This is a genomic window from Alsobacter sp. KACC 23698 (genome assembly GCF_045348435.1).
Lineage (GTDB): Bacteria > Pseudomonadota > Alphaproteobacteria > Rhizobiales > Beijerinckiaceae > Alsobacter.
In genome coordinates, this window is record NZ_CP157484.1 from 4,984,794 (window position 1) to 5,009,314 (window position 24,521).

Annotated in this window: 28 protein-coding genes; 10 read left to right on the forward strand and 18 right to left on the reverse strand. The window is 69.1% G+C overall.

Annotated features, from left to right (window positions below; all coding sequences use genetic code 11):
• Positions 1-182: 182 nt before the first annotated feature.
• Both ABEG18_RS23880 and ABEG18_RS23885 read left to right on the forward strand, forming a co-directional pair.
• Positions 183-485 carry a hypothetical protein gene (locus ABEG18_RS23880; protein ID WP_406855531.1) on the forward strand — a complete coding sequence of 101 codons (303 nt, stop codon included), beginning with the start codon at positions 183-185 and terminating at the stop codon, positions 483-485.
• Positions 486-618: 133 nt separating this feature from the next.
• Entirely contained in the window at positions 619-2,661 is a 2,043-nt protein-coding gene (locus ABEG18_RS23885; RefSeq protein ID WP_406855532.1) for a protein meaA, read from the forward strand.
• Positions 2,662-2,685: 24 nt separating this feature from the next.
• Here the strand turns inward: ABEG18_RS23885 and ABEG18_RS23890 are convergent, their stop codons facing one another.
• Positions 2,686-3,585, reverse strand: a complete 900-nt coding sequence (locus ABEG18_RS23890; protein WP_406855533.1) for an HpcH/HpaI aldolase/citrate lyase family protein — start codon at positions 3,583-3,585, stop codon at positions 2,686-2,688.
• A 105-nt stretch (positions 3,586-3,690) separates the two neighbouring features.
• On the opposite strand from ABEG18_RS23890, the gene ABEG18_RS23895 reads away from it, so the two are divergent.
• Positions 3,691-4,422: a DUF429 domain-containing protein gene (locus ABEG18_RS23895; protein WP_406855534.1), complete on the forward strand. Its 732-nt coding sequence runs from the start codon at positions 3,691-3,693 to the stop codon at positions 4,420-4,422.
• Positions 4,423-4,426: 4 nt separating this feature from the next.
• Here ABEG18_RS23895 and ABEG18_RS23900 read toward each other — a convergent pair whose 3' ends face one another.
• Positions 4,427-5,491 (reverse strand): aspartate-semialdehyde dehydrogenase, encoded by a 1,065-nt coding sequence (locus ABEG18_RS23900; protein WP_406855535.1) that lies wholly within the window; start codon positions 5,489-5,491, stop codon positions 4,427-4,429.
• Between the two features lie 507 nt (positions 5,492-5,998).
• Here ABEG18_RS23900 and ABEG18_RS23905 point away from each other — a divergent pair.
• The 3 genes from ABEG18_RS23905 (at position 5,999) to ABEG18_RS23915 (ending at position 8,486) form a co-directional block, all read left to right on the forward strand.
• A complete protein-coding gene (locus ABEG18_RS23905; RefSeq protein WP_406855536.1) occupies positions 5,999-6,820 on the forward strand; it encodes a hypothetical protein in 822 nt (273 codons plus the stop codon).
• 103 nt (positions 6,821-6,923) lie between these two features.
• Complete coding sequence (locus ABEG18_RS23910) at positions 6,924-7,220, forward strand: hypothetical protein (protein WP_406855537.1); 297 nt, start codon at positions 6,924-6,926, stop codon at positions 7,218-7,220.
• A gap of 66 nt (positions 7,221-7,286) precedes the next feature.
• On the forward strand, positions 7,287-8,486 hold the full coding sequence (locus ABEG18_RS23915; protein ID WP_406855538.1) for a lytic murein transglycosylase: 1,200 nt from the start codon (positions 7,287-7,289) through the stop codon (positions 8,484-8,486).
• 1 nt (position 8,487) lies between these two features.
• On the opposite strand, the gene ABEG18_RS23920 is transcribed toward ABEG18_RS23915, so the two are convergent.
• Entirely contained in the window at positions 8,488-8,985 is a 498-nt protein-coding gene (locus ABEG18_RS23920) for a DsrE family protein (RefSeq protein WP_406855539.1), read from the reverse strand.
• Between the two features lie 155 nt (positions 8,986-9,140).
• Between ABEG18_RS23920 and leuB the strand changes: the two genes are divergently transcribed.
• Positions 9,141-10,253 carry a 3-isopropylmalate dehydrogenase gene (gene leuB, locus ABEG18_RS23925; protein ID WP_406855540.1) on the forward strand — a complete coding sequence of 371 codons (1,113 nt, stop codon included), beginning with the start codon at positions 9,141-9,143 and terminating at the stop codon, positions 10,251-10,253.
• Between the two features lie 72 nt (positions 10,254-10,325).
• Here the strand turns inward: leuB and leuD are convergent, their stop codons facing one another.
• The 3 genes from leuD to ABEG18_RS23940 all read right to left on the reverse strand — a co-directional run bounded on the left by leuD (position 10,326) and on the right by ABEG18_RS23940 (position 11,775).
• Positions 10,326-10,931 carry a 3-isopropylmalate dehydratase small subunit gene (leuD, locus tag ABEG18_RS23930; RefSeq protein ID WP_406855541.1) on the reverse strand — a complete coding sequence of 202 codons (606 nt, stop codon included), beginning with the start codon at positions 10,929-10,931 and terminating at the stop codon, positions 10,326-10,328.
• A gap of 73 nt (positions 10,932-11,004) precedes the next feature.
• Entirely contained in the window at positions 11,005-11,457 is a 453-nt protein-coding gene (locus ABEG18_RS23935) for a metallopeptidase family protein (protein ID WP_406855542.1), read from the reverse strand.
• Positions 11,458-11,529: 72 nt separating this feature from the next.
• On the reverse strand, positions 11,530-11,775 hold the full coding sequence (locus ABEG18_RS23940; protein WP_406855543.1) for a hypothetical protein: 246 nt from the start codon (positions 11,773-11,775) through the stop codon (positions 11,530-11,532).
• 172 nt (positions 11,776-11,947) lie between these two features.
• Here ABEG18_RS23940 and ABEG18_RS23945 point away from each other — a divergent pair, with 172 nt between their 5' ends.
• The gene (locus tag ABEG18_RS23945; protein ID WP_406855544.1) at positions 11,948-12,268 is read left to right on the forward strand and encodes a hypothetical protein; all 321 of its coding nucleotides are present in this window, start codon (positions 11,948-11,950) and stop codon (positions 12,266-12,268) included.
• A gap of 90 nt (positions 12,269-12,358) precedes the next feature.
• Here the strand turns inward: ABEG18_RS23945 and leuC are convergent, their stop codons facing one another.
• The 12 genes from leuC to ftsE all read right to left on the reverse strand — a co-directional run bounded on the left by leuC (position 12,359) and on the right by ftsE (position 22,932).
• Positions 12,359-13,762, reverse strand: a complete 1,404-nt coding sequence (leuC, locus tag ABEG18_RS23950; RefSeq protein WP_406855545.1) for a 3-isopropylmalate dehydratase large subunit — start codon at positions 13,760-13,762, stop codon at positions 12,359-12,361.
• Between the two features lie 191 nt (positions 13,763-13,953).
• Positions 13,954-14,352, reverse strand: a complete 399-nt coding sequence (gene rplS, locus ABEG18_RS23955; protein WP_406855546.1) for a 50S ribosomal protein L19 — start codon at positions 14,350-14,352, stop codon at positions 13,954-13,956.
• Positions 14,353-14,460: 108 nt separating this feature from the next.
• Positions 14,461-15,153 carry a tRNA (guanosine(37)-N1)-methyltransferase TrmD gene (gene trmD / locus ABEG18_RS23960; protein WP_406855547.1) on the reverse strand — a complete coding sequence of 231 codons (693 nt, stop codon included), beginning with the start codon at positions 15,151-15,153 and terminating at the stop codon, positions 14,461-14,463.
• 3 nt (positions 15,154-15,156) lie between these two features.
• Complete coding sequence (locus ABEG18_RS23965) at positions 15,157-16,104, reverse strand: serine/threonine dehydratase (protein WP_406855548.1); 948 nt, start codon at positions 16,102-16,104, stop codon at positions 15,157-15,159.
• A gap of 5 nt (positions 16,105-16,109) precedes the next feature.
• On the reverse strand, positions 16,110-16,817 hold the full coding sequence (locus ABEG18_RS23970) for a carbonic anhydrase (protein WP_406855549.1): 708 nt from the start codon (positions 16,815-16,817) through the stop codon (positions 16,110-16,112).
• Positions 16,814-17,356 carry a ribosome maturation factor RimM gene (gene rimM, locus ABEG18_RS23975; protein ID WP_406855550.1) on the reverse strand — a complete coding sequence of 181 codons (543 nt, stop codon included), beginning with the start codon at positions 17,354-17,356 and terminating at the stop codon, positions 16,814-16,816. The genes ABEG18_RS23970 and rimM overlap by 4 nt, the downstream gene beginning before the upstream one ends.
• A gap of 59 nt (positions 17,357-17,415) precedes the next feature.
• A complete protein-coding gene (gene rpsP / locus ABEG18_RS23980) occupies positions 17,416-17,766 on the reverse strand; it encodes a 30S ribosomal protein S16 (RefSeq protein WP_406855551.1) in 351 nt (116 codons plus the stop codon).
• An 81-nt stretch (positions 17,767-17,847) separates the two neighbouring features.
• On the reverse strand, positions 17,848-19,419 hold the full coding sequence (gene ffh / locus ABEG18_RS23985; RefSeq protein WP_406855552.1) for a signal recognition particle protein: 1,572 nt from the start codon (positions 19,417-19,419) through the stop codon (positions 17,848-17,850).
• A gap of 230 nt (positions 19,420-19,649) precedes the next feature.
• Complete coding sequence (locus tag ABEG18_RS23990; RefSeq protein ID WP_406855553.1) at positions 19,650-20,417, reverse strand: lysophospholipid acyltransferase family protein; 768 nt, start codon at positions 20,415-20,417, stop codon at positions 19,650-19,652.
• 73 nt (positions 20,418-20,490) lie between these two features.
• The gene (locus ABEG18_RS23995) at positions 20,491-21,138 is read right to left on the reverse strand and encodes a YdcF family protein (protein ID WP_406855554.1); all 648 of its coding nucleotides are present in this window, start codon (positions 21,136-21,138) and stop codon (positions 20,491-20,493) included.
• Between the two features lie 141 nt (positions 21,139-21,279).
• Positions 21,280-22,296, reverse strand: a complete 1,017-nt coding sequence (locus ABEG18_RS24000) for a cell division protein FtsX (protein ID WP_406855555.1) — start codon at positions 22,294-22,296, stop codon at positions 21,280-21,282.
• Between the two features lie 9 nt (positions 22,297-22,305).
• The gene (ftsE, locus tag ABEG18_RS24005) at positions 22,306-22,932 is read right to left on the reverse strand and encodes a cell division ATP-binding protein FtsE (RefSeq protein WP_406858698.1); all 627 of its coding nucleotides are present in this window, start codon (positions 22,930-22,932) and stop codon (positions 22,306-22,308) included.
• A gap of 173 nt (positions 22,933-23,105) precedes the next feature.
• Between ftsE and ABEG18_RS24010 the strand changes: the two genes are divergently transcribed.
• The gene (locus tag ABEG18_RS24010) at positions 23,106-23,873 is read left to right on the forward strand and encodes a zinc-ribbon domain-containing protein (RefSeq protein WP_406855556.1); all 768 of its coding nucleotides are present in this window, start codon (positions 23,106-23,108) and stop codon (positions 23,871-23,873) included.
• A gap of 78 nt (positions 23,874-23,951) precedes the next feature.
• A complete protein-coding gene (hpt, locus tag ABEG18_RS24015) occupies positions 23,952-24,491 on the forward strand; it encodes a hypoxanthine phosphoribosyltransferase (protein WP_406855557.1) in 540 nt (179 codons plus the stop codon).
• Positions 24,492-24,521: the final 30 nt, after the last annotated feature.

The following is a 24,521-nucleotide window of genomic DNA, read 5'->3' on the forward strand; positions in this document are numbered from 1 at the left end:
GGCTGGTTCTCCTCGCATGTGCGGCGATCATGCCTCCGGTTGCTGCACTGCGCCATACTGCGATGGGACAATTCGGCGGAAGGAAGGCGCGCCGTTAACGTCAAATTCGTCAGGCTGGATGCAACCTGGACGCGTGAGTCACCTTGCGGCGATAGCGCCGCGTTTGAGACGGACGTCGCGGCATGGTTCGGCTACTCGGATTCGCCAACATTCCCACCGAGGCCGTCAATTGGTTCGTCGGCGCCGTCATCGTCGTCTCGCTCATCATCGCCTGGGTGGTCGACGACATCATGCACGAGTTCGCCTTCGGGGTGGTCGGCAACGCCGTCCTGCTCGCCGCCGGCGCCATCGGCGGCCTTGCTCTGTGGAACCAGTACGGGCAACCCGTGAAGAACACCGACCCCATGGTGATCGCGGCGGTGTGCATCGGCTCCGCCTTCGGCCTGATCCTGAGCCTGGCGGTCGCCAGGCGCATCGTAACCTGAACCGGCCGGGGCCTCCGACCATTAGACGGATGGCGTCGGGGTGGGCCTTGCCGCATCTTGCCGCATTGCACCATGATAGGCTCGCGACGCTCTCCACCACGCGTGAGGGCGCCGGCCTCCGGAGACCGCCCGCATGACCCTGGCCCGCCCCACTCAGGACCTCGGCCGCCCCGAGCGCGACAAGCCCTGGATTTTCCGCACCTATGCGGGGCACTCGACGGCGTCGGACTCCAACAAGCTTTACCGCGGCAATCTGGCGAAGGGACAGACCGGACTTTCGGTCGCCTTCGACCTTCCCACCCAGACCGGCTACGACCCGGACCATGCGCTGGCGCGCGGCGAGGTCGGGAAGGTCGGCGTGTCGATTGCGCATCTGGGCGACATGAGGGCGCTGTTCGACCAGATCCCGGTCGCCGAGATGAATACCTCGATGACCATCAACGCGACCGCGCCCTGGCTGCTGGCCCTCTATGTGGCGGTCGCGGACGAGCAGGGCGCCCCCCGGGCCGCCCTGCAGGGCACCACCCAGAACGACCTGATCAAGGAATATCTGTCGCGCGGCACCTATGTGTTCCCGCCCGCGCCGTCGATGCGGCTGGTGAAGGACGTGATCCTTTTCACCACGAGCGAGATGCCGAAGTGGAACCCCACCAATGTCTGCAGCTACCATCTGCAGGAGGCCGGGGCGACGCCGACGCAGGAGCTCGCCTATGCGCTCGCCACCGCCATCGCGGTGCTGGACACCGTGAAGGCGTCGGGCGAGGTCGACCAAAAGACCTTCTCGGAGGTGGTCGGCCGCATCTCGTTCTTCGTCAACGCCGGCATGCGCTTCGTCACCGAGCTGTGCAAGATGCGGGCCTTCGCAGAGCTCTGGGACGAAATCGCGCGGGACCGCTACGGCGTATCCGACGAGCGCCACCGGCGCTTCCGCTACGGCGTACAGGTGAATTCGCTGGGCCTGACCGAGCAGCAGCCCGAGAACAACGTCTACCGCATCCTCATCGAGATGCTGGCCGTCGTGCTGTCGAAGGGCGCCCGGGCCCGGGCGGTCCAGCTTCCGGCCTGGAACGAGGCGCTCGGGCTCCCCCGGTCGTGGGACCAGCAATGGTCGCTGCGCATGCAGCAGGTGATGGCCTACGAAACCGATCTTCTGGAATATGGCGACATCCTGGACGGCTCGGTCGAGATCGCCCGCAAGGTGGCCGAGCTGAAGCAGGCCGCCCTGGCCGAACTCGCCGAGATCGACCGCATGGGCGGAGCGATCGCGGCGGTCGAGACGGGCTACATGAAGCGCATGCTGGTCGAATCGAACGCCCGGCGCATCGCCGGGATCGAGGCGGGCGACCAGATCGTCGTGGGCGTGAACCGCTGGCGCGAGACGGAGCCCTCCCCGCTGACCGCAGGAGAGGGCTCCGTGCTCACCGTCCCCGAACAGGTCGAGATCGAAGCGATCGCGCGCATCCGGTCCTGGCGGAGCGGCCGTGACGCCCAGGCCGCCGAAGCCGCGATCGAAGAACTGCGCTCCGCCGCCCGGGAGGGCCGCAACGTCATGGAGCCCTCCATCGCCTGCGCCAAGGCGGGGGTGACCACGGGCGAGTGGGGCGAGGCGCTGCGCGAGATCTTCGGCCAGTACCGCGCCCCCACGGGCGTCACCCCGGAGACCCGGACCTCCGCGGCCGAGCGCGAGGTTCGCGTCATGGTGTCGGAGCTGGCCGCCGAGCTGGGCGAAACGCCCCGGCTCGTCGTCGGCAAGCCCGGCCTGGACGGCCACTCCAACGGCGCCGAGCAGATCGCGCTGCGGGGCCGCGACGTCGGATTCGACGTCACCTATGACGGCATCCGCCAGACCCCCGCCGAGATCGTCGCCAAGGCGCGCGAGACGGACGCGCATGTGATCGGCTTGTCGATCCTGTCCGGATCGCACGTCCCGCTCGTCCGAGACGTGATGGCCCGCCTGCGCAACGAGGGACTGGGCCATATTCCGGTCGTGGTCGGCGGCATCGTGCCGCCCGACGACGAGCTGGTGCTCAAGAACATCGGCGTCACCGCCGTCTACACGCCGAAGAACTACGTCATGGACGAGATCATGAAGGACATCGTCCGGATCGTCGCCAGGGCGCCCCGCTCGGCGCCTGAGGACGGCAGGAGCGCCGCAAAGCGGACCGCCGCCCGCTGACGCGCGGAGGCGGCGGCGCGCCTCTCAGCCGCGCGCCGCAATCGCGTCCGCGATGGCCACCACGCGCCGGCCGATCTCCGCATGCATGCGCTCGACCATCTTGCCGTCGAGTTGCAGCGCGCCCTTGTCCCGGTTTTCGGGCTCCTGGAAAGCCGCGATGATTTTGCGCGACCAGGCCACCTCGTCGGCCGACGGCGCGAAGATCGCGTTGGCGGGCTCGATCTGGCTCGGATGGATCAGCGTTTTGCCGTCGAAGCCGAAATCGCGGCCCTGCTTGCATTCGGCCCGGAACCCGGCCTCGTCCGAGATCGCATTGTAGACGCCGTCCAGAATGTCCAGGCCGTAGGCGCGGGCGGCCGTCACCGCCGTCGAGAGCCACTGCCCGAAGGGGGCGCGATCCGGCGTGAACCGGGCCCGCGTCTCCTTGGCCAGGTCGTTGGTGCCCATCACGAAGCAGGCGAGCCGGTTGCTTGGATCCTGCGCGGCGGACGCGATCGCGCCGGCGTTGAGGATGGCGAGCGGCGTCTCCACCATCGCCCAGAGGCGCAGGGACGAGGGCGCGCCGGCGCTCGCCAGCAGGGAGGCGAGCCGCACGATCTGCGACGGCGACGAAATCTTGGGGGCCAGCACGGCGTCCGGACCGGCCGCCGCCGCGGCGCGCAGGTCGGCCTCGCCCCAGGGCGTGTCGAGGCCGTTGATCCGGATCACGACCTCCCGGCCGCCGAACCCGCCGGCCTTGACGGCCTCGGCCACCTGGGCCCGCGCCGCCGCCTTCGCATCGGGCGCGACGGCGTCCTCGAGGTCGAGGATCACGCCGTCGACGGCCAGCGTGCGCGCCTTCTCGATGGCGCGGGCGTTCGACCCCGGCATGTAGAGCACGCTGCGGCGGGGACGGATTGGGGCGGCGGTGGGGGAGGCTGGCATGGAACGAGACCCGACAGGCTGCGACAAACACGGTTGCACCGCAGCATAGACGCCGGCGACAGGGCGCGCCATCGTCCTTCCGGCGAGTCGCCGAAGGGGGGCGCGATGTCGACATGGGTGGCGGGCGTGGACGGTTGCCCGGGCGGCTGGGTGGCCGTGACCTTGGCGCTGGACGGCGTGGCCGATCCGCTGCTGACGGTGCATCCGACCTTCGCGGGCGTGCTGGGAGGTCCACCCGCGGCCGCCATCGTGGCCGTCGACATGCCGATCGGACTGCCGGACCAGGTCGGCCCGGGCGGACGCGGCCCCGAGACGCTCCTCCGGCCCTTGCTGGGCGCACGCCAGTCGTCGGTGTTCTCGGTGCCGTCGCGCGCCGCCGTGGAGACGCTCGACTACCGGGACGCCTGCGCGGCCGCGCTGCGGACCTCCGTTCCGCCCCGCGCCGTCTCCAAGCAGTGCTTCTTTCTCTTTCCCAAGATCCGCGACGTCGACGCCCTTCTGCGAGCCGATCCCGGGTTGCGCGACCGTGTGAGGGAGACGCACCCGGAAGGCGCGTTCATGCGCCTCAATAAGGGCGCGCCGCTCTCCCAGCCCAAGAAGGTGAAGTCCAGCCCCTACGGGCCGGGTCTGGAGGAGAGACGGGCCTTGCTCGAAAAGGCAGGCTTTGCGCGCGCCTTCCTGGAGGCGCGGCCGCCGCGCGGGGCAGCGTTCGACGACGTGCTGGACGCCTGTGCGTGCGCGGTCTCGGCGCTTCGCATCGCCCGCGGCGAGGCGCAGAGCTTCCCCTCGCCGCCGGGCCGGGACGCGCATGACGTCCCGGTGGCGATCTGGATCTAGCCGATCAGGCGGCGAGCGCCCTAGGACGGAGCAGCTTACGGTTAATGATCGCCTCGGCGATCTGCACGGCGTTCAGGGCTGCGCCCTTGCGCAGATTGTCCGACACGCACCAGAACGCCAAGCCATTCTCGACGGTGGAGTCCTCGCGGATGCGGGAGATGTAAGTGGCGTCTTCGCCCGCCGCCTCGTGCGGGGTGATGTATCCGCCGTCCTCGTGCTTGTCGATCACGAGGCAGCCGGGCGCGGAGCGCAGGATGTCGCGAGCCTCGTCGGCCGAGAGCGGGGTCTCGAACTCGACGTTGACCGATTCCGAATGGGAGATGAACACCGGCACGCGCACGCAGGTCGCCGTCAGCTTGATCTTCGGGTCGAGGATCTTCTTGGTCTCGACCATCATCTTCCACTCTTCCTTCGTGAACCCGTCCTCCATGAACACGTCGATATGGGGGATCAGGTTGAAGGCGATGCGCTTGGTGAACTTCTTGGCCGCGACCTCCTGGAGCGAGTAGAGCGCCTTGGTCTGGCGATCGAGCTCCTCCATGCCCTCCTTGCCGGCGCCGGACACCGACTGGTAGGTCGACACCACGACGCGGCGGATCTTGGCGCGGTCATGCAACGGCTTCAGCGCGACGACGAGCTGCGCGGTCGAGCAGTTCGGATTGGCGATGATGTTGAGCTTGTCCTTCTGGCCCATATAGTCGGCCAGCACATGGGCGTTGACCTCGGGCACGACCAGCGGGACGCGCTCGTCGTAGCGCCAGCAGGACGAATTGTCGATCACGAGGCAGCCGGCCGCGCCGATCCGCGGGGACCACTCCTTCGACACCGTCGAACCCGCCGACATGAGGCAGATATCCGTGTTGGCGAAGTCGTGGCGCTCCATGACCTGGACCTTCAGCACGCTGTCTCCGAACGAGACCTCCGTGCCCTGGCTGCGGCTGGAGGCCAGCGCGACCACTTCCGACACCGGAAACGCGCGCTCTTCCAGAATGGAGAGCATCTCGCGACCCACATTGCCGGTGGCGCCCACGACCGCCACGCGAAATCCATCGGCGACCTTCAAAACCATGGCGAGATATCCTGTTTCGTCTTGCGGTTTGGTCTCCCCCGGAGGTTCAGCCGCAGGTCTTGCGGTCCCTCTTCCCCCGCCGGGGGAGTCTCCGGAGCGAGGAATAGCTCAGCGCGACGCGCCGCCTTTGGCGGCCGTCGTTTTGCCCGTCGTTTTGGTCGACATCGCAAAGCGCATGGCGTGAAGCTGTTCCCCGGCGAAATCGCCGATAGGGGAGCAGAAACACGGGCGCCGCCGCAAAGTCAATCTCTCCTGAAGGCGAGTGCGGGATCTCCGGGACGCCGGCGTTCGGCTGAGATCAGCCGTTAACGCTGTCGCTCAACCCGTCATTGACTCTCCGCCCTAAAAGTCCTGCCGAGGTAACGAAGCTCTGAAAGAGACAGGTCAAGTTGAACGCAATCCGACAATCAAACAAGCGCGGAACGGGGTTGCGTCATGGTTCAGGTTTCTTCGACTTACTCGGCGGTCGCGCTGCCGATCCCGCACGAGGCGCATAGTCAAGGATCGATGTCTCGCAGGCGCGCGCGAAAGTCGCGCCGCGGTCTTTCAAACGCTCGCCGGAGACTCGCGGGCATCGCCATCCTGGCGACGCTGGCCGCCCTGCTGACGGCGCTCCTGCTCGGACACGCTGACGCGAACCGGCTCGAGCCCAGCGAACCGGGCGCGACCAGCGCCGCTCCGGCCCGCACCTCCGCCGCCGCCTGGGTGAAGGTCAATCGGCCCATCCCGATGTTCTCGCTGGACACGCCGCTTCTTCCCCGCGACCCGCGCGCCCTCGTGGCCCGCAGGCATGTCGAGGGCGGCGGCCGGGAGGAGGTCCATAGCTTCGGCGCGGTCGGCTCCGCCGCAGGCTTCGCCAGCATCGCCGCCTATCGTCCGGGTTCCGAGGCCGTCGCGCCCGGCACCTTGTTCCTTGAAGCAGCCCGACGCGCGGCCGAAGCCGGGCTGGCGGTGACCCGCAGCTCCGTTCCGACGCCGATGGCGACGAAGTTCGGCCAGGCCGAGACCGCCGACATCCTCCTGGCGGCGGACGGCGTGGAGCATGCCTGCGTGGCGTGGCGCATCATGGGCGAGGACGCTCAGCTCCGGCTCACCGGCTGGCAATGCGGGGGAGCCGGCAAAGCCGTCGACCGCCTGACGCTCGCCTGCGCGCTGGACAGGCTGGACCTGGTCGGCGCCGGCGACGACGCGGCCCTCAAGGCCTATTTCTCCCGGGCCGAGCGCAACCGCCTTCCCCAATGCGGCTCCAAGGCCGCGCCGGGCGCACGCCGGGCGGCCTGGCTCGATCCCGAGATCGATCCGAGCGGGTTGCTGCGCTCGCAATCGTGAAGCGAAGGCGCGGCCATAATTGGGATCCGTCAACGTCGTCCGGCGTTGTGGTTGTAAGATCCTATCGTCAAGACACCGCAACGCCGATCGAAGCGAGGAACCCATGTTTCGCAAAGCGACCGCCTTGGGCCTGATCGCCGCCGCCATGCTGGCCACCGGAGCCGACGCGCAGACGCGCCGGCGGGTCAACGACATCACAGTCACCCAGCGCTCTTACCTGAACGCCGGCACGGTGGTGAAGCCCGGCACCGGCTACCAGCTGAACTATGTCTATGTCGGCCAGGGCCTTTCGACCCCGGTCTACTCCAATATCAATAGCCGGTTCGGCGGCGAGACGCTTCCCGGGCGGTTCGATCTGCCGAACTGCTGTGGAACCACGGTCGGCTTCGGCGCCTATTGACGCGTTGGCGCGCGTCGAGCCTGCGCGGGATACCGATTCCGCGCGGGCTCGGTTAGCATGGCGCGCATGAACCTTCGAATCGCCTCGCTCTCGGGCAAAGCCCTGCTGACTGTCGGCCTCTTCGCCGCCGCCCCTCCCGCATCCGCGCAGGATTTCAGGACGTGCCTTGGCGGACTGCGGAATTCCGTGGTCGCCCAGGGCGTGTCGGCCCAGACCTTCGACGCGGCTGCGCGCGGGCTCGAGCCCGACATGAAGGTGATCGACTTCCTCAACGACCAGCCCGAGTTCAAGACGCCGATCTGGGACTATCTCGCCGCCTTGGTCGATGAGGAGCGCGTCGCGGACGGCCGGGCCATGCTGCGGCAGTGGAGCCAGGCGCTGGCGACTGCGGAAAGCCGTTATGGCGTCGACCGGCATGTCATCGTGGCGGTGTGGGGCGTCGAATCTGATTTCGGCAAGGCGATCGGCAAGCGGCCTCTCGTGCAATCCTTGGCGACACTGTCCTGCTACGGGCGCCGGCAGGCCTATTTCCGCACCGAGTTCGCCGCCACGATGAAAATCCTGGACCGCGGCGACGTCGCGCCGGACCACCTGACGGGGTCCTGGGCCGGGGCCTTCGGGCACACGCAGTTCATGCCTTCCACCTTCCTGCGCCTGGCCGTCGACCTCGACGGCGACGGCCGACGCGACGTGGTGGACTCCATCCCGGACGCGCTGGGCTCCACGGCGAACTACCTCGCCAAGGCCGGCTGGCAGACGGGCGGGACCTGGGGCTTCGAAGTCAGGCTGCCGCCAGGCTTCAACACGGGGCTGGCGGGCCGGACGAAGAAGCGCCCCATGGCCGACTGGGAGCGGCTCGGAGTGCGGCGCGCGGACGGACGCCCCATGCCGGGCGGCTCGGCGGGCCTCATGCTGCCGGCGGGCGCGAGCGGACCGGCGTTCCTGGTGACCCGGAACTTCGACGCCATATACGGCTACAACGCCGCCGAGAGCTACGCTCTCGCGATCGCGCATCTGTCCGACCGCCTGAGGGGAGGTGGACCCTTCCAGACGCCCTGGCCGACCGACGACCGCGGCCTGTCGCGCGTCGAGCGCCGGGAGGTCCAGGCGCTGCTCAACCAGCGCGGCTATGACGTCGGCCAGCCCGACGGCGCGATCGGGACCAAGACCCGCGAGGCGATCGCCGATTTCCAGGTGAAGAAAGGCCTGAGCCGCAACGGCCGGGCGTCCGGCAAAGTGCTCGAGGCTCTCCGGGCCGCACGGTGACTCAGAGACGCAGCAGCGAGTAGCCGGCCTGCTGCAAGGCCACGACCTCGGCTACGCCGGCGGGCACCAGATCGGCCTGCGTCGCTCCGTAGAGGTCGTCCAGCGGCTGCTTGCGGCCGATGAGGGTGTTGCGGCAGATGACGAAACGCACGCCGTTGCTCCGCAGCTCGTCCACCATGCGGGCGATCTTCGCGTCGCCCTGGGCCAGGCTGAGCATGCTGGCTCCCTCGCCCTGCAGGACGACCACCATGCTCAGGCGGTCGGCTCCGACGGCGTTGACGTGATTGCGCATCGACTGCAGCCGGGCCGCATGCTCCCGCCCGAACCAGCCGCCGCCCTGGACCACGTGGTAGACCACCTTCTGGGGCGCATAGGGCGCGTGGATCGCAGGCGGGACGTCCGCGACTGCACCGCCCATTGACAACGCTAGCACTGAGCCGCCGAGCCCGAGCGCCATTAAGCCCGCCGCCACGCCGAGAGTCTTGCCGGAAAATGTCATCGTCAGCGCCTGCCAGGAGGATTCTTGCATCCACTCTACTTGCCTGATGTTAAGTGCAGCTGAATCGAAGGCGCGGCTTTCGCCGGGAGATCGCCCTTGCCACGCGCCGGCGTGGCTCCTAAAGAGCCTGCCAGAACCAGCACAAGGGGCGAAAGATGAGCAGCCACAACATCCTTCTTCTGCCGGGCGACGGCATTGGGCCCGAGGTCATGGGCGAAGTCCGGAAGCTGGTGACGTGGCTGGGCTCCCAGGGCGTGGCCCGCTTCGAGACCGAGACGGACCTCGTCGGAGGCGCCGCCTACGACGCCCACAAGGTCGCGATCACCGACGACGCCATGGCGCGCGCCACGGCGGCGGACGCCGTGCTTTTCGGCGCGGTGGGCGGTCCCAAATGGGACGCCGTACCCTATGAGGCGCGCCCGGAGGCCGGCCTCCTGCGCCTGCGCAAGGATCTCGCGCTATTCGCCAATCTGCGTCCGGCGATCTGCTTCCCGGCCCTGGCCGACGCCTCCTCGCTGAAGCGAGAGCTCGTCGAGGGGCTCGACATCGTCATCGTCCGCGAACTCACGGGCGGCGTGTATTTCGGCGCGCCGAAGGAAATCGTCACGCTGGAGAACGGCGAGAAGCGCGCCGTCGACACGCAGGTCTACACGACCCACGAGATCGACCGCATCGCCCGCGTCGCCTTCGAGCTCGCCCGCAAGCGCCGCAACAAGGTGACGTCGTCCGAGAAGCGCAACGTGATGAAGTCCGGCGTGCTCTGGAACCAGGTGGTCACGGCCCTGCACAAGGCCGAGTACCAGGACGTCGCGCTCGAGCACCAGCTGGCCGACTCGCTGGCCATGCAGCTCGTCCGCCAGCCCAAGCAGTTCGACGTCATCGTGACCGACAACCTCTTCGGCGACATCCTGTCCGACGTCGCCGCCATGCTGACCGGCTCGCTCGGCATGCTGCCCTCCGCATCGCTCGGCGCGGAGGACCCCGTCACCGGCAAGCGCAAGGCGCTCTATGAGCCCGTGCATGGCTCCGCGCCGGACATCGCCGGCAAGGGCATGGCCAACCCCATCGCCATGATGGGCTCGCTGGCCATGGCGCTGCGCTACTCCTTTGGCCTGCTGGAGGCCGCCGACATGGTCGAGAAGGCCATCGCGAACGTGCTCGACAGCGGTCTGCGCACCAAGGACATCGCCGCCTCCGGCCAGAACGCCGTCTCCACCTCCGAGATGGGCGACGCCATCCTCAAGGAGATGCAGCGCCTGGCCGGCTGACGGCCTGCCCCCGGCGCATGAAAAAACCCCGCGGGCGACCGCGGGGTTTTTTGTCGTGACGAGTTCGGAGGCTCAGAGCCAGGGCTGGCTCGCGGCCTTCTTCTGCTCATAGGTCTCGATCGCGCCGGCCTTCTCCATCGTGAGGCCGATATCGTCGAGGCCGTTCAGCAGGCAGTGCTTGCGGAAGGGGTCGAGGTCGAACCGCACCACCCCACCATCCGGACCGCGGATCTCCTGGGCGGCGAGGTCGATGCTGAGCGTCGCATTAGCGCCGCGCTTGGCGTCATCGAGCAGCTTGTCGAGGTCCTCCTGCGACACCGTGATGGGCAGGATCCCGTTCTTGAAGCAATTATTGTAGAAAATATCCGCGAAGGACGTGGAGATGACGCAGCGGATGCCAAAGTCCAGCAGCGCCCAGGGCGCGTGCTCGCGCGACGAGCCGCAGCCGAAATTGTCGCCGGCCACCAGGATCTGCGCGTGGCGATAGGCGGGCTGGTTCAAGACGAAGTCCGGGTTCTCCGTCCCATCCTCCCGAAAACGCATCTCGGCGAACAGACCAGCCCCGAGTCCGGTGCGCTTGATGGTCTTCAGATACTGCTTGGGGATGATCATGTCGGTGTCAACGTTCATGATCTCGAGCGGAGCGGCGACGCCGGTGAGGGTGGTGAAGGGCTGCATGGTTCGGATCCGAGCTTTGCGGATGGCGCGTGTGAGCCACGCTTTAGCAGGCCGCGCGACCGGTGGGTAGGGCCTACTCCGCCGCCGCCTCAATCCCGTACATGTCGGCGTCGCTCAGGCCGAAGTGGTGTCCGATCTCGTGCACCAGCACATGGGTGACGAGATCGCCGAGGCTCTCGTCATGGTCGGCCCAGTAGTCGAGGATGGGGCGGCGATACAGCCAGACCATGTTGGGAAACTGGCCGGTCTGGAGCGTCGCGCCGGCCTGGGCGAGGCCCGTGCCGCGAAACAGGCCGAGCAAGTCGAACTCCGATTCGCAATTCATCGCGTCGAGAGTCTCGTCGTCGGGGAAATCCTCGACCCGGATCACGACGCCTTCGCACAGGGCGCGGAACTCGGCCGGCAGTCGTGCGAACGCGTCGGCCGCCAGTCGCTCGAAATCGTCGAGGCTGGGAGCCCGCAGGTGCACGAGCCCAGCGTCGGACGGCGACGCGGTCTTGGGGCGGTCAGGGCGTGAGGCGGTCATCGGTCGTGTCCCGGGCGGCTCCGGACAGATGGGAGCCCGGTCGTGGACTTCAACCGGGCGGTCGAGGTCGGCTCAGCGGTTCAGAAAGGCCAGCAGTTCGAGCACGAGGTAGCCGACGAACAGCAGCGCCAGCGCCCGGGCGATGCGCCGGCCCCAGACCTCGATCCGGTCGTCCTGCGGCGCGTCGGCCGCCGTGAAGTGTCGGGCGGCTTGCGCCAGCGCCGAACTCCCGAGCACGCCGCTTTCAGCCGACGTCCTGGCGAGCGCCTCCCGGGATTCGCGCTGACGCTCCTCGTCGCTGGGCCTGCCTGTGTTCAAGACCGACGCTCCAGGGCTTTTCGCCTCACCCGGCCAACCATCCGGCGTGAAAGACCGTTCATGTTGTTGAACCGCCGCTGAACATGCCGTTCCGGGTCCATTCAGCGGCGTTGTTTCACTCTCTCAGACAGCCGAATAGGGGCCGGCTGACGTCAACATGAGGATCTGTACCATGATTTCCCCCCGCATTCTCACCCTTCAAGCCTTCGCCGCCGGCGCGCTGCTGGTCGGTGGGCTCACCGGCGCGCAGGCAGCGCCGCTCCCGCCGGTCGCCGCGGCTCCCGCCGCCCAAGCGGAGGGAGGGCTGGCCACGACCGTCCAGTGGGGCCCGGGCTACGGCTATGGCGGCCCGCGCCGGCACTATTGGGGCGGCGGGTACGGCTATGCGCGCCCCTATTACGGGCCGCCGCGCTGGGGCGGGCCGCGCTGCCGCGTCGTGCGCCGCTGGGACCCCTATTTCGGCGGCTTCCGCGTCACGCGCCGCTGCTGGTGACCTGTCCCGATCCGCGGGTCGGTCCTGACATGCGAAGCCCGGGCGCGAGCCCGGGCTTTTTCGTCGGCGGAGACCAAGACGGCGTCGACGTCAGCGCCACTCGCGGATGTCGACGAAATGTCCGGCGACCGCGGCGGCGGCCGCCATGATGGGCGACACCAGGTGGGTGCGGCCCTTGAAGCCCTGCCGGCCTTCGAAGTTGCGGTTGGACGTCGATGCGCAGCGCTCGCCAGGAGCCAGCTTGTCGGCGTTCATCGCCAGGCACATGGAGCAGCCCGGCTCGCGCCAATCGAATCCCGCGGCCTTGAAGATCTTGTCCAGGCCCTCATCCTCGGCCTGCATCTTCACCAGGCCGGATCCCGGGACGATCATGGCGCTCACATGGGGGCTGACCGTCTTGCCTTCGACCACCTTGGCCACGGCGCGCAGGTCCTCGATGCGGCCGTTGGTGCACGAGCCGATGAAGACCCGGTCCAGCTTGATGTCCTGGATCCGCTCGCCGCCCTTCAGGCCCATATAGTCGAGCGCACGCGCGATCGCGGCCTTCTTCTGCTCGGAGGGGGCGTCATCGGGCCGGGGCACGGAGCCGGTCACCGCGACCACGTCTTCCGGGCTGGTGCCCCAGGTCACGATGGGCGGCAGGCTGGCGGCGTCGAGCCGGATCTCGCGGTCGAAAAGCGCGCCCTCGTCGGACACCAGCGTGCGCCAATACTCGACCGCCATGTCCCACGCCATGCCGCTCGGAGCCTTCGGACGGCCCTTCAGATAGGCGAAGGTCTTCTCGTCCGGCGCCACCAGGCCGGCGCGCGCGCCGCCCTCGATCGACATGTTGCAGATCGTCATCCGGCCTTCCATCGACAGCGACCGGATCGCCTCGCCGGCGTATTCGATGACGCTGCCGGTGCCGCCGGCCGTGCCGATCTCGCCGATGATGGCCAGGATGATGTCCTTGGCGGTGACGCCGGGCGGCAGCTGGCCGTCCACCGTCACCCGCATGTTCTTGGCCTTCTTCTGGATCAGCGTCTGCGTGGCGAGAACGTGCTCGACCTCGCTGGTGCCGATGCCGTGGGCCAGCGCGCCAAAGGCGCCATGCGTCGACGTGTGGCTGTCGCCGCACACGATCGTGGTGCCGGGCAGCGTGAAGCCCTGCTCGGGGCCGATGATGTGCACGATGCCCTGGCGGGGATCGAGCTCGTTGAAATACTCGATGCCGAACTCGCGCGCGTTCTCGGCCAGCGCCTCGACTTGCGTGCGCGCCTCGGGATCCTCGATGCCGAGCCGGCGGTCGGACGTCGGCACGTTATGGTCGACCACGGCCAGCGTCTTCTGCGGCGCGCGGACCTTCCGGCCCGTCATGCGCAGCCCCTCGAAGGCCTGCGGGCTCGTCACCTCATGCACGAGGTGGCGGTCGATATAGAGCAGGCACGTCCCATCCGGCTGCGTATCGGCGACGTGGTCGTCCCAGATTTTGTCGTAGAGGGTGCGCGGGGCCATGGCTCTGTCTCTGCTGGTGGAGAGCGTTCCGGGAACGCGAAATCCGCCCACATCTAATAGCGCTCGGCGCGAGGCGGAAGCCTTTTTGGGGCGACGGGCCGCCGGACGGCCCGTTCGCCATACGAAAACGCGGCCCGAGGGCGCTCCGCCGGACGGCGGCCGGGGCGCGCAGCGCCCGGCCGATCGCGGCCTTACTTCGGGGCGGCGGCCTTCGCCTTGTCGCCCTTGGGAGCGTCCTTGCGCTCGGCGATGCGAGCCGACTTGCCGCGGCGGTCGCGCAGGTAATAGAGCTTGGCGCGGCGCACCTTGCCGGTGCGCACGACCTTGATGGATTCGATCAGCGGCGAGTAGACCGGGAACACGCGCTCCACGCCTTCGCCGTAGCTGATCTTGCGGACCGTGAAGCTCTCCTGGATGCCGCCGCCGTTGCGGGCGATGCAGACGCCCTCATAGGCCTGCACGCGGGTGCGCTCGCCTTCGACGACCTTAACGTTCACCTGGACGGTGTCGCCGGGACGGAAGTCCGGCACGCCGCGGACGGAAGCGAGGCGGTCCGCCTGCTCTTTCTCGATCTGCTGAATGATATCCATGTCGATCTCCTGCCGGTTCGGTCCCAGGTTTGCCCAGGCCAGGCGTTCGGCGCCGCTGTTTTCAGTTGGACGCGGGTCCATACACGAGGACGCGCGGCTTGTCGATGCTCAGGCGCCGGTTTTCGGCGCCAGCAGGTCCGGACGGCGCTCGCGCGTGATCCGCTCCGCCTCCTCGCGCCGCCAGCGCGCGATGCGGCCGTGGTCGCCGGAGAGCAGGATCTCCGGGATGGGCCGCCCCTCCCACTCGCGCGGACGCGTGTAATGCGGATATTCCAGGAGGCCGCCCTCGAAACTCTCCTCGGTCCCGGAGGCGTCCTTGCCCATCACGCCGGGCAGCAGGCGGACGCACGCGTCCATCAGCACCAGCGCAGCGAGTTCGCCTCCCGACAGGACGTAGTCGCCGATCGAGACCTCCTGGAGCACGCGGCCGGCGATCACCCGCTCGTCCACGCCCTCGAAGCGCCCGCAGATCAACACCGCGCCAGGGCCGGACGCGAGCTCGCGCACGCGATCCTGCGTCAACGGACGCCCGCGAGGGCTCATCAGCAGCCGCGGCCGCGGGTCCCCTTCGGGGGAGACCTCGTCGATGGCGGCCGCCAGGACATCGGCCCGGATCACCATCCCGGCCCCGCCGCCGGCCGGCGTGTCGTCGACGGCGCGGTGGCGGCCCAGACCGTGGCGCCGGATGTCGTAGGGCTCGAGCGCCCAGAGGCCCCGCCCGAGCGCGTCGCCCGCGAGCGACTGTCCCAGTGGGCCTGGGAACATGTCCGGAAACAGCGTCAGGACGCTGGCGGTCCACATGGATCAGAGCGCCGCCAGGCTGGCCGGATCGACATTGCCGCCGCACAGGAGCACGCCGACGCGCTCGCCCGGGCGCGGCGCATAGGCGCCGCTCAGGAGCGCCGCCAGCGCGGCCGCGCCGCCAGGCTCGGAGGCGAGCCTGTAGTCCGCCCACAGGCGCTTCTGCGCGTCCCGGATGGCCGCGTCGCCCACGAGCGCCACGTGGTCGATCGCCTCGCGGGCGATCGCGAACGGCAGCGCGCCGACGCGCCGCGCGCCGAGCGAATCCGCGGCCACGGAGTACACTGGCACGTCCACGGGTTCGCCCGCCTCGAACGCGGCGTGCAGGCAGCGCGAGCCCTCGGGCTCCACCGCGACCACCTTCACGCGCCCGCGCCAGTACGCCGCCATGCCGGCCGCGAGCCCTCCCCCGCCGACGGCCACCAGCACGGTGTCGAGCGCGCCCAGTCCCAGCTGCGCCTGATCCTGCTCCCATTCGAGCGCGACCGTGCCCTGTCCTTCGAGCGTTTCGACCGCGTCATAGGGATGGATCGTCAACGCCCCGCTTGCGGCCGCGAAGCGGTCGCAGGCCTCCTGCGCGTCGGCGTAGCGCGCGCCGCCCACCACGACTTCCGCGCCCTGCGCGCGGATCGCCGCGATCTTCACAGGCGAGGAGATCTCGGGCACGAAGATCGTGGCCTTGAGGCCCAAGCGATGGGCCGCGAGCGCCGTCGCAATGCCGTGATTGCCGCCGGACGCGGCCGCCACGCCGGCCGCCGGCGCAGTGCGGGACAGCAGGTTGTTGAATGCGCCGCGGGTCTTGAACGACCCTGCGTGCTGCGTCAGCTCCAGCTTGAAGGTGACATCGGCGCCCGCGATCGCGTCCGCCCGCATCAGCGGCGTGCGGCGGACATGGGAACGGATGCGCTCGTAGGCGGTCTGGATCGCGGCGGGGGTGACCGGGAGCGTCATGGCGGTCAGCCGCAATGCATCAGCGAGAAGCGCCCGTCGGGGCCGGGCCCATAAGGCTCGAACTGGCGCGTGGCCGGGTTCAGGATCCGCAGCCGGCCGGTCGTCACGCCGAAATAGGCCCCGTGCAGAAAGAGGCGCTTGCGCTCCACCAACGTGCGGACGCATGGAAAGGTGAGCAGGTTGGCGATGCTGTTCTCGACCGACGCCATCCCGAGGCGCTCGACATAGCTCTCGTCGCCATGCGAGCCGGGCCCGATGGCCTCGGCCGCGGGCGCGATCAGCTTGATCCAGCGGCCGATGAAGTCGCCTGGGGACAGCGGGCGCGTATAGGGGTCGCTCTCGTTTTCCGCGAAGGCGCGAACGCCGCCGCACAGCGCATGGCCCATGACGACGATGTGCTCGACCCGCAGGCCCATCACGGCGAACTCCAAGGCCGCCGAGGTGCCGTGCTGGTGCTCGTCGCCCGGTTCATAGGGCGGGATCAGGTTCGCCACGTTGCGGACGACGAAGATCTCGCCGGGCCGGGCGTCGAAGATCACCTCGGGCGAGACGCGCGAGTCGCAGCAGCCGATCAGCATGACCTTCGGCTTCTGGCCCGAGGCGGCCAGTTCCTCGAAGCGCTCGCGTTCGCGCGGCAGGCGGTTTTCCGAGAAGGTCTTGTAGCCTTCCAGGAGCTGGGGCGGAAACCCCGCATGCTCGACATCGTCCGTCATACGGCCTCCTCGGGCGGTTCTTCTTCGCCGGACGTCTCGACCGGGGGACGGGCGACGATGCGGCCCGCCTCGAGGTCGACCACCGGGGCCGCCTCACGGGTGAAGGGAAGCATGAATGGCCGGCCACCGGAAGCAGGCTGGATCTCGAGGATCTCGCCGGCGCCGAAATCGAGAACGGCCAGCACCGTCCCCAGTTCCTCGCCGTTCTCGGCCACGACCGCCAGGCCGATGAGGTCGGCGTGGTAGAATTCGTCCTCGTCCTCGACCGGCGGGAGCTGGTCCCGCGGAGCGAAAAGGCGGGTGTTCGTCAGGGCGGCCGCCTGGTCCCGGTCGGCGACGCCGTCGAGGCGCACGACCAGCATGTCGTCCTTGACGGATCGGGCCGAGAGAATCCGGAACGACCGCTTTCCCGCCTCGTCGGTCAGGGGAGCATAGTCGGCGATGGCGAGCGGATCCTCCGTGAAGGACTTCAGCCGCATCTCGCCGCGCACGCCGTGCGGCGCTCCGAGCACGCCCATCAGGATGAGATCGTCAGCCACACGCGCCTCTCAGGTCGCGGAACGCGGGCCGAAGGGGCCCGCGATCCGGTGCGTCGATGTCACTCGGCGGCTTCGCCGGCCGCGGCGGCCGCGGCGGCGGCGCGCTCCTGCGCCTTCTTCTTCGGCAGCGCCTTCTCGGGATTGTTCCGGGTGGCGCGCTTCATCAGGCCGGCGGCGTCCAGGAAGCGGGCGACGCGGTCGGTGGGCTGGGCGCCCTTGGTCAGCCAGTCCTTGGCCCGCTCGGCGTCGAACTTGACGCGCTCGGCCGAGTCCTTCGGCAGCATCGGATCGAAGGTGCCGAGCTTCTCGATGAAGCGGCCGTCGCGCGGATAGCGGCTGTCGGCGACGACGATGGAGTAGTGGGGACGCTTCTTGGCGCCGCCACGGGCGAGACGAATCTTGAGAGACATGGTGGTGGTCCTTCTAGCAGTGCGTTTTGGTGGTGGATGGTGAATGACGTCTTGGGAACGGCGCCCCGGAGGACGCGTCGCTCACTTCTTCTTGCCCCCGAAGGGATTGAACCCGCCGCCGAGCCCCGGCAGGCCGGGGATCTTCGGGCCGCCCAGGCCGGGCAGGCCCGGGCCCTTGGCGCCGCCGGTCAGGCCCGCCGGAGGCGTAGCCGGGAGCCCTCCGCCCATGCCGGGCGGCATCGCGCCCGGGGGCAGCTGGCCCTTCAGCTTCTCCAGCATCTCGGGGGTGACCTGCGGCATGCCGCCCCCCATGCCGAACATGTTGGCGAGGCCCGCCATGGGTCCGCGCTTTCCGCCCTGGCCCATCATCTTCATCATGTCGGCCATCTGGCGGTGGGTCTTCAGGAGGCGGTTGACCTCCTCGACCTTCGTGCCCGAACCCGCCGCGATGCGCTTCTTGCGCGACGCCTTGAGCACGTCCGGGTTGCGGCGCTCGGCGGCCGTCATCGAGTTGATGATCGCCACCTGGCGCTTGATCACCTTGCCGTCCAGATTGGCGCTGGCGATCTGGTCCTTCATCTTGGCGATGCCGGGGATCATACCCAGCAGGCCGCCCATGCCGCCCAGATTCTCCACCTGGGCGAGCTGCTCGCGCATGTCGTCCAGGTCGAACTTGCCCTTGCGCATCTTGTCGGCGATGCGAAGCGCCTTCTCCTGGTCGATCGACTGCGCCGCCTTCTCGACGAGCGAGACGATGTCGCCCATGCCCAGGATGCGGTTGGCGATGCGCGCCGGGTGGAACTCGTCCAGCGCGTCCATCTTCTCGCCGACGCCGACGAGCTTGATCGGCTTGCCGGTGACGGCGCGCATCGACAGGGCCGCGCCGCCGCGTCCGTCGCCGTCGACGCGCGTCAGCACGATGCCGGTGATGCCGACCCGGTCGTCGAAGGCGCGCGCGGTGTTGACGGCGTCCTGGCCGGTGAGCGCGTCGGCGACGAGCAGCACCTCGTGCGGGTTCGTGATCGCCTTCACGTCGGCGACCTCGGCCATGAGGGCCTCGTCGACCGTGGTGCGGCCGGCGGTGTCGAGCATCACGACGTCGAAGCCGCCCAGCCGGCCGGCCTCCATGGCGCGCCGTGCGATCTGGACCGCGGTCTGCCCGGCCACGATGGGCAGCACCTCCACGCCCACCTGCTTGCCGAGCACGGCGAGCTGCTCCATGGCGGCGGGCCGGCGCGTGTCGAGGGAGGCGAGCAGCACCTTGCGGCGCTCGCGCTCGGAGAGGCGCTTGGCGATCTTGGCCGTGGAGGTCGTCTTGCCCGAGCCCTGCAGGCCGACCATCAGGATCGGCACCGGCGGCACGGCGTCCAGGTTGATCGGATCGGCCTGCGATCCGAGCGTGTCCACCAGCGTGTCATGGACGATCTTGACGACCATCTGGCCGGGGGTGACGGACTTGACCACCTCGGCCCCGACGGCGCGCGCCCGCACCTTTTCGGTGAAGCTGCGCACGACCTCGAGCGCCACGTCGGCCTCGATCAGGGCGCGGCGAACCTCGCGCAGGGCGGCGTTGACGTCGTCCTCCGTCAATGCGCCGCGGCGCGTCAGCTTGTCCAGAATGCCTGAGAGCTTGTCGGAAAGGCCCTCGAACATCGTCACCCGCCTTTGCTGGAGCCGTGATGGACGGCGACCAAGCGCATGGATTGCGGCGACCTCAAGTCCAAAGCCGAACGCGCCCGAGGGCGCATCGCGCTGTCGGGCGTTGACCTCCGGGCTCCGGGCCCGGGCGGTGGCTCAAGGACGAGACATCGTCGATGAAGCCGCAGCGGATAGAAGATGGGGCCGCCGGAGTCAAGGTCGGCGCCGCCGGAGGCGCCCGCGGCTCAGGTCCGGGCCGGGCGGGACGGCAGCACCGGCGCGTTGGGGCCGAGCTCGGCCAAGCCCTCGGCCAGGAGCCTGTCGGAAGCCTCCTCGATCCGGGCCTGCAGCGTCGCCGCGAACTCGTCGCGGGGCATGTCGGGCGGAAGCGGCGGCAGGATCTCGACGATGACGGTGCCGCGCCGGTGCTGCAGGCTGCGGCGGGGCCAGAACAGTCCGGAGTTCAGCGCCACCGGCAGGCAGGGCACGCCGAGGCGCTCATAGACGTGCACGACCCCGTGCCGGTACTGCGGCGGGGCGCCGGCCGGACGCCGGGTCCCTTCCGGGAAGAACAGGATCTGACGGCCGTCGTCGGCGCGGACCTCCTCCCGGGCCTTCTCGTTGAGCTGCTTGAGCACGCTCGCGCCGCCCCGCCGGTCCACCGGCAGCATGTGGGCCTTGAGGGCGAACCAGCCGAAGAGCGGGATCCAGGTGAGCTCTTGCTTGAGGATGAAGCACGGATCGTCGAACAGGCCGATCAGCGCGAAGGTCTCCCAGATCGACTGGTGCTTGGCGGCGACCAGGAGCGGGCCCTTGGGAATGTTCTCGCGTCCGCGGACCTCCAGCCCGATCCCGCCGATCACCCGGCAGATGAATACGAAATAGCGGCCCCATCCCCGCACATAGGCCATCAGGAACCGCCTCGGCAGCACCAGCGTGGGCAGCGCCAGCACCATGTGGATCACGAGGCTGACATAGAGGACGATGTTCAGGAGCAGGGAGCGCAGCGTCATGTTGGGTCCGTCGAGCCGGCCGGAGACGCGCGGCGACCCTGCTTAGAATCATTCGGCCCCGAGTGGAACCGCTTCAGCGCAAGGCCGAGACGGCGGCCGGCCGGTCCGCCCGCGCGGAGCCCATGTCCTCGTCGCGGACGCCGAGCTGGATCCGCGTCACGGCGGCGACGAACTTGACGTATTCCAAGGCGAGCAGCTTGACCATGCCGGGCTCGCGCCACCACGACGCCAAGTCGAGCTTCTCGGTCACCACCGGATGGGGAAGGAACTGCGCTTCCGGCATCGCGTGGCCGAGTTCCGCCAGCGTGCGCGGCATGTGGTAGGTGGAGGTGACGATCAGCAGGCGCCGGAAATTGTGCCGCCGCGCCCAGTTGCGGGTCTGCTCGGCGTTCCCGATGGTGTTCAGGGCCTGGTAGTCGAGATCCACGCAGCAGGCGAAATAGGCCCGGAACTCCGGCCGCTGCCGGGCGATCTCCTCCTTGGTGGTCTTCTCGTTCACGCCCGTGATCAGGAGCCGTTCGCCCCGGCCGCGGGCCAGCAGGTCGACCGCGTCTGCGATGCGCTCGGCGCCGCCCGTGAGCGCCACGATCCCGTCCACCCGCGCGGCGGCCGCCTTCTCGTTGCGGTCGAGCCCCTGCACGAACAGGAAGAACCCGGCCGAGAGCGCGAGCCCGGCCAGGATGCAGCACGTGATCAGGAGGTTTCGCGCCAATCTCATCATGGTTTCAATCCGGGCGGTGGCGCGCATGCGGTGGGCGCGCCAGGGCCGAGACGTTCCTCCCGTTCAATCCGCTCGGATCAAGGATTGAGTCATCATGGTTACAAACCGTTAACGCAGATAGCGGCGAAGCCGCGCATGGAATCAGGACAGCTCGCGCAGGGTTCGCCTGACCGTCAGGCGCGACACGACTGCGGTCACCGCCGCGACCAGCAGCGCGATGGCCGCCACGGCCAAAACGCCGCGCCAGCCGATGGAGAAACGGCCGAACAAGGCTTCCAGTTGCGTTCCCTCGGGCGTCGCGACCCAGGCGGCCGCGAACCAGCCCGCCGCGACGAAAAAGACGAGCGCCGCGGCGCCGCCCAGCGCGCCCCCGCGTAGCCCCAGCCGCAGGAAGTGGCGCTGGAACTCCGACGCGATATAGGCGTCGCTTGCGCCGACGAAATGCAGGACCTCGACGATCCCGCGATTGCCGTCCATGGCGCCGCGCGTGGCGAACGCCACCGCCATCCCGGTCGCCGACAGGACGAGCGCCAGGATGCCGACGCCGAGCAGCACGAAGGTGTTGGCCATCGTGGCCAGCCGCTCGACCCAGAGCCGGTGATCGTCGAGGCTCGCCCCCTTGACGCCGCTCGCCAGGCTCTGCCTGAGCGCGCCGAAATCGACGCGCGCTGCGGGCGCGATCTTCAGCACCACGAGGCGGGGAACGGGGAGTTCCTCCAGGTTGAGGCCCGAGCCCAGCCAGGGCTCGAGCAGCCGCTCGGATTCCTGCTTGGTGTAGATGCGGACGTCCGAGACGCCTTGAGTCGCCCTGGCGAGGTCGGCGGCCCTGGCGACCTCGTCGTCGATGGCCCGGCCTGGACCCGGCCTCACCTGGATGGTGACCTCGCGCGACACCTGGCTGCGCCAGTCGGCGGACGCCTCCGACAGAAGCTGCGCCGCGCCGGCCGTCAGGCCAGCCAGGAACGTCATGATGGCGATGACGGTGACGAGCGCGCGGCCGGCGATCGAGGCGGCGGGCACCAGCGGCTGGTTGCGGCCCAGCGGCCGCTCGGGCTGGGCGGCGTCCGCGTCGGCGGTCGCAGCCGCCTCGTGCTCCACGCCGTCCGTCGCGGAGGGCCGCCGCACGACCTCGTCGTCGGAATGTCCGGTCTGGCTCATGCGCTGACGCTATTCATAGATGTGCAGCCGGCCGTCGCCCAGCACGAGACGCCTCGCCTGGTCGAACTGGTCCATCAGGGCGAGGTCGTGGGTGGCGATCACGATCGCGGTGCCGCTCTTGTTCAGCTCGACGAACAGACGAAGCAGCCGGCGCGCCAGCGAGGGATCGACATTGCCGGTGGGCTCGTCGGCAAGCAGGAGATCCGGCCGAACGATCAGGGCGCGCGCGATCGCGGCGCGCTGCTTCTCGCCGCCCGACAGCACCGGCGGAAGCACGTGCATCCGCTCCCCGAGCCCGACCCAGCGCAACAGCTCCACCACCTCGGCCCGGTAGCTGGCCTCGTCCCGCCCCTGCACGCGCAGCGGCAAAGCGACGTTCTCATAGGTCGTGAGGTGCTCCAGCAGCCTGAAATCCTGGAACACGACGCCCATGCGCCGCCGCAGGGTCGTCAGCGTGTCCTTCTGAAGCGTTGTCACGTCCTGCCCGAACAGGTCGATCAGGCCGCGCGTCGGCTTCAGGGCGAGCAGGATGAGCCTCAGCAGCGTCGTCTTTCCGGCCCCGGACGGCCCGGTGAGGAACTGGAACGACTGCGGCTCGATCGAAAAGGTGATGTCCCGCAGCACCTCGGGGCCCATCCCGTACCGCAAACCGACATTCTCGAAGCGGACCACGCGCTCTCTCGCCCCCTGTGGATGACAGCCCGATCGGATCGGCCCGGCAGGATCCCTTTACCATTCATTAAGGCTGCCGGACGACCAATGAGTGGCGGGCAGGGGGCGGTCCCCTGTCCGAGTGTGCCTGATTCGCCATGCTGATCGTCTGTCCGTCTTGCGCAAGCACCTATTCGCTGACCTCCGAACAGCTCGGAGACGGTCGGCAGCTTCGCTGCGCCAAGTGCCGCCAGCTGTGGCACGCGACCCCGGCCGACGCCATCCCGGAGAGCGAAGGCGTCCAGGCGCAAGCCGATCTCTCGACGTCGCTGGACGCGTCGTTCGTCTCGCAAGAGGCTCGCGAGGCCCCGCGCGCCGACCATGAGGCGCTCGAGGCCTCCACGGCTCCCGCGCCCGAGAAGCGCCGCCCCGCACCCGGCCGACGCAGGGCCGACGCGCCGAAGCGGACCGGCCGTGGCCTTCGTCTCTCGACCGTGCACGCCGCAGCCGCCGCGCTGCTCGTGGCCGCCACGCTGGCCGTGACCCAGCGGGCCGCGATCGTCAGGATCATGCCCCAGACCGCCAAGCTCTACGCCGCGGCCGGCGCGCCCGTGAACCTGCGCGGCCTCGAATTCGGAGATCTCAGGTCGGAACTGGTGATTGACCGCGACCAAGCGATCCTTGTCGTGGAAGGCCAGATCAAGGGCGTTTCCGCCGGCGAGACCGAGGTCCCCAAGGTCACGGTGAGCCTGCGCGGCGCCGAGGGGCGCGAGATCTACGCCTGGACCTCGGACGTCTCGCGCAGCACCCTGGGCAAGGGCGAGAGCACCACCTTCCGGACCCGCCTGGTCTCCCCGCCGGCCGAGGGACGCGACGTCGTGGTCCGGTTCGCCGACCGCGACTCCCACGCGACCCTCACCCGGTGATAGGGTGCGCGACTCGACCGGGGCGACCATGCGGGGGATGAACCATGCCAAACCAAGCGCAGCGCGGGACGACGCGCCATGACTGAAAGCCGGCGCGTCCGCGTCCTGTTCGATGAGGCGACCATCGCCGCCCGCAACGAGGAGATCGCCCGCGGCATCGCCGCCAGGGAGCCGGCGGACCTGCTCGTGATCGCCATCCTGAAGGGCAGCTTCATGTTCGCGGCCGACCTCATGCGGGCGCTGCATCGCGCCGGCATGACGCCGCAGGTGGAGTTCATGCACCTCTCCAGCTACCGCGCCAGCACGGTGTCCTCCGGCCAGGTCTCCATCCTGCGGGACGTGGAGAGCGACGTTCGCGACCGCGACGTCCTGCTCGTCGACGACATTCTGGAGTCGGGGCGGACGCTGGCCTTCGCCAAGGATCTTCTGGCCGCCCGCGGGGCGCGGGTGATGACCTGCTGCCTGCTCGAGAAACCCAGCAAGCGGGCCGTTTCGATCGCGCCCGATTTTGTCGGCTTCTCCTGCCCGGACCTGTTCGTGGTCGGCTACGGCATGGATGTCGCCCATTCCTATCGCGAACTGCCTTTCATCGGCGTCGTGGAGAGAAACGACGCCTGAACCAGCCGGCGCGCCCCCGCACGCGTCCAG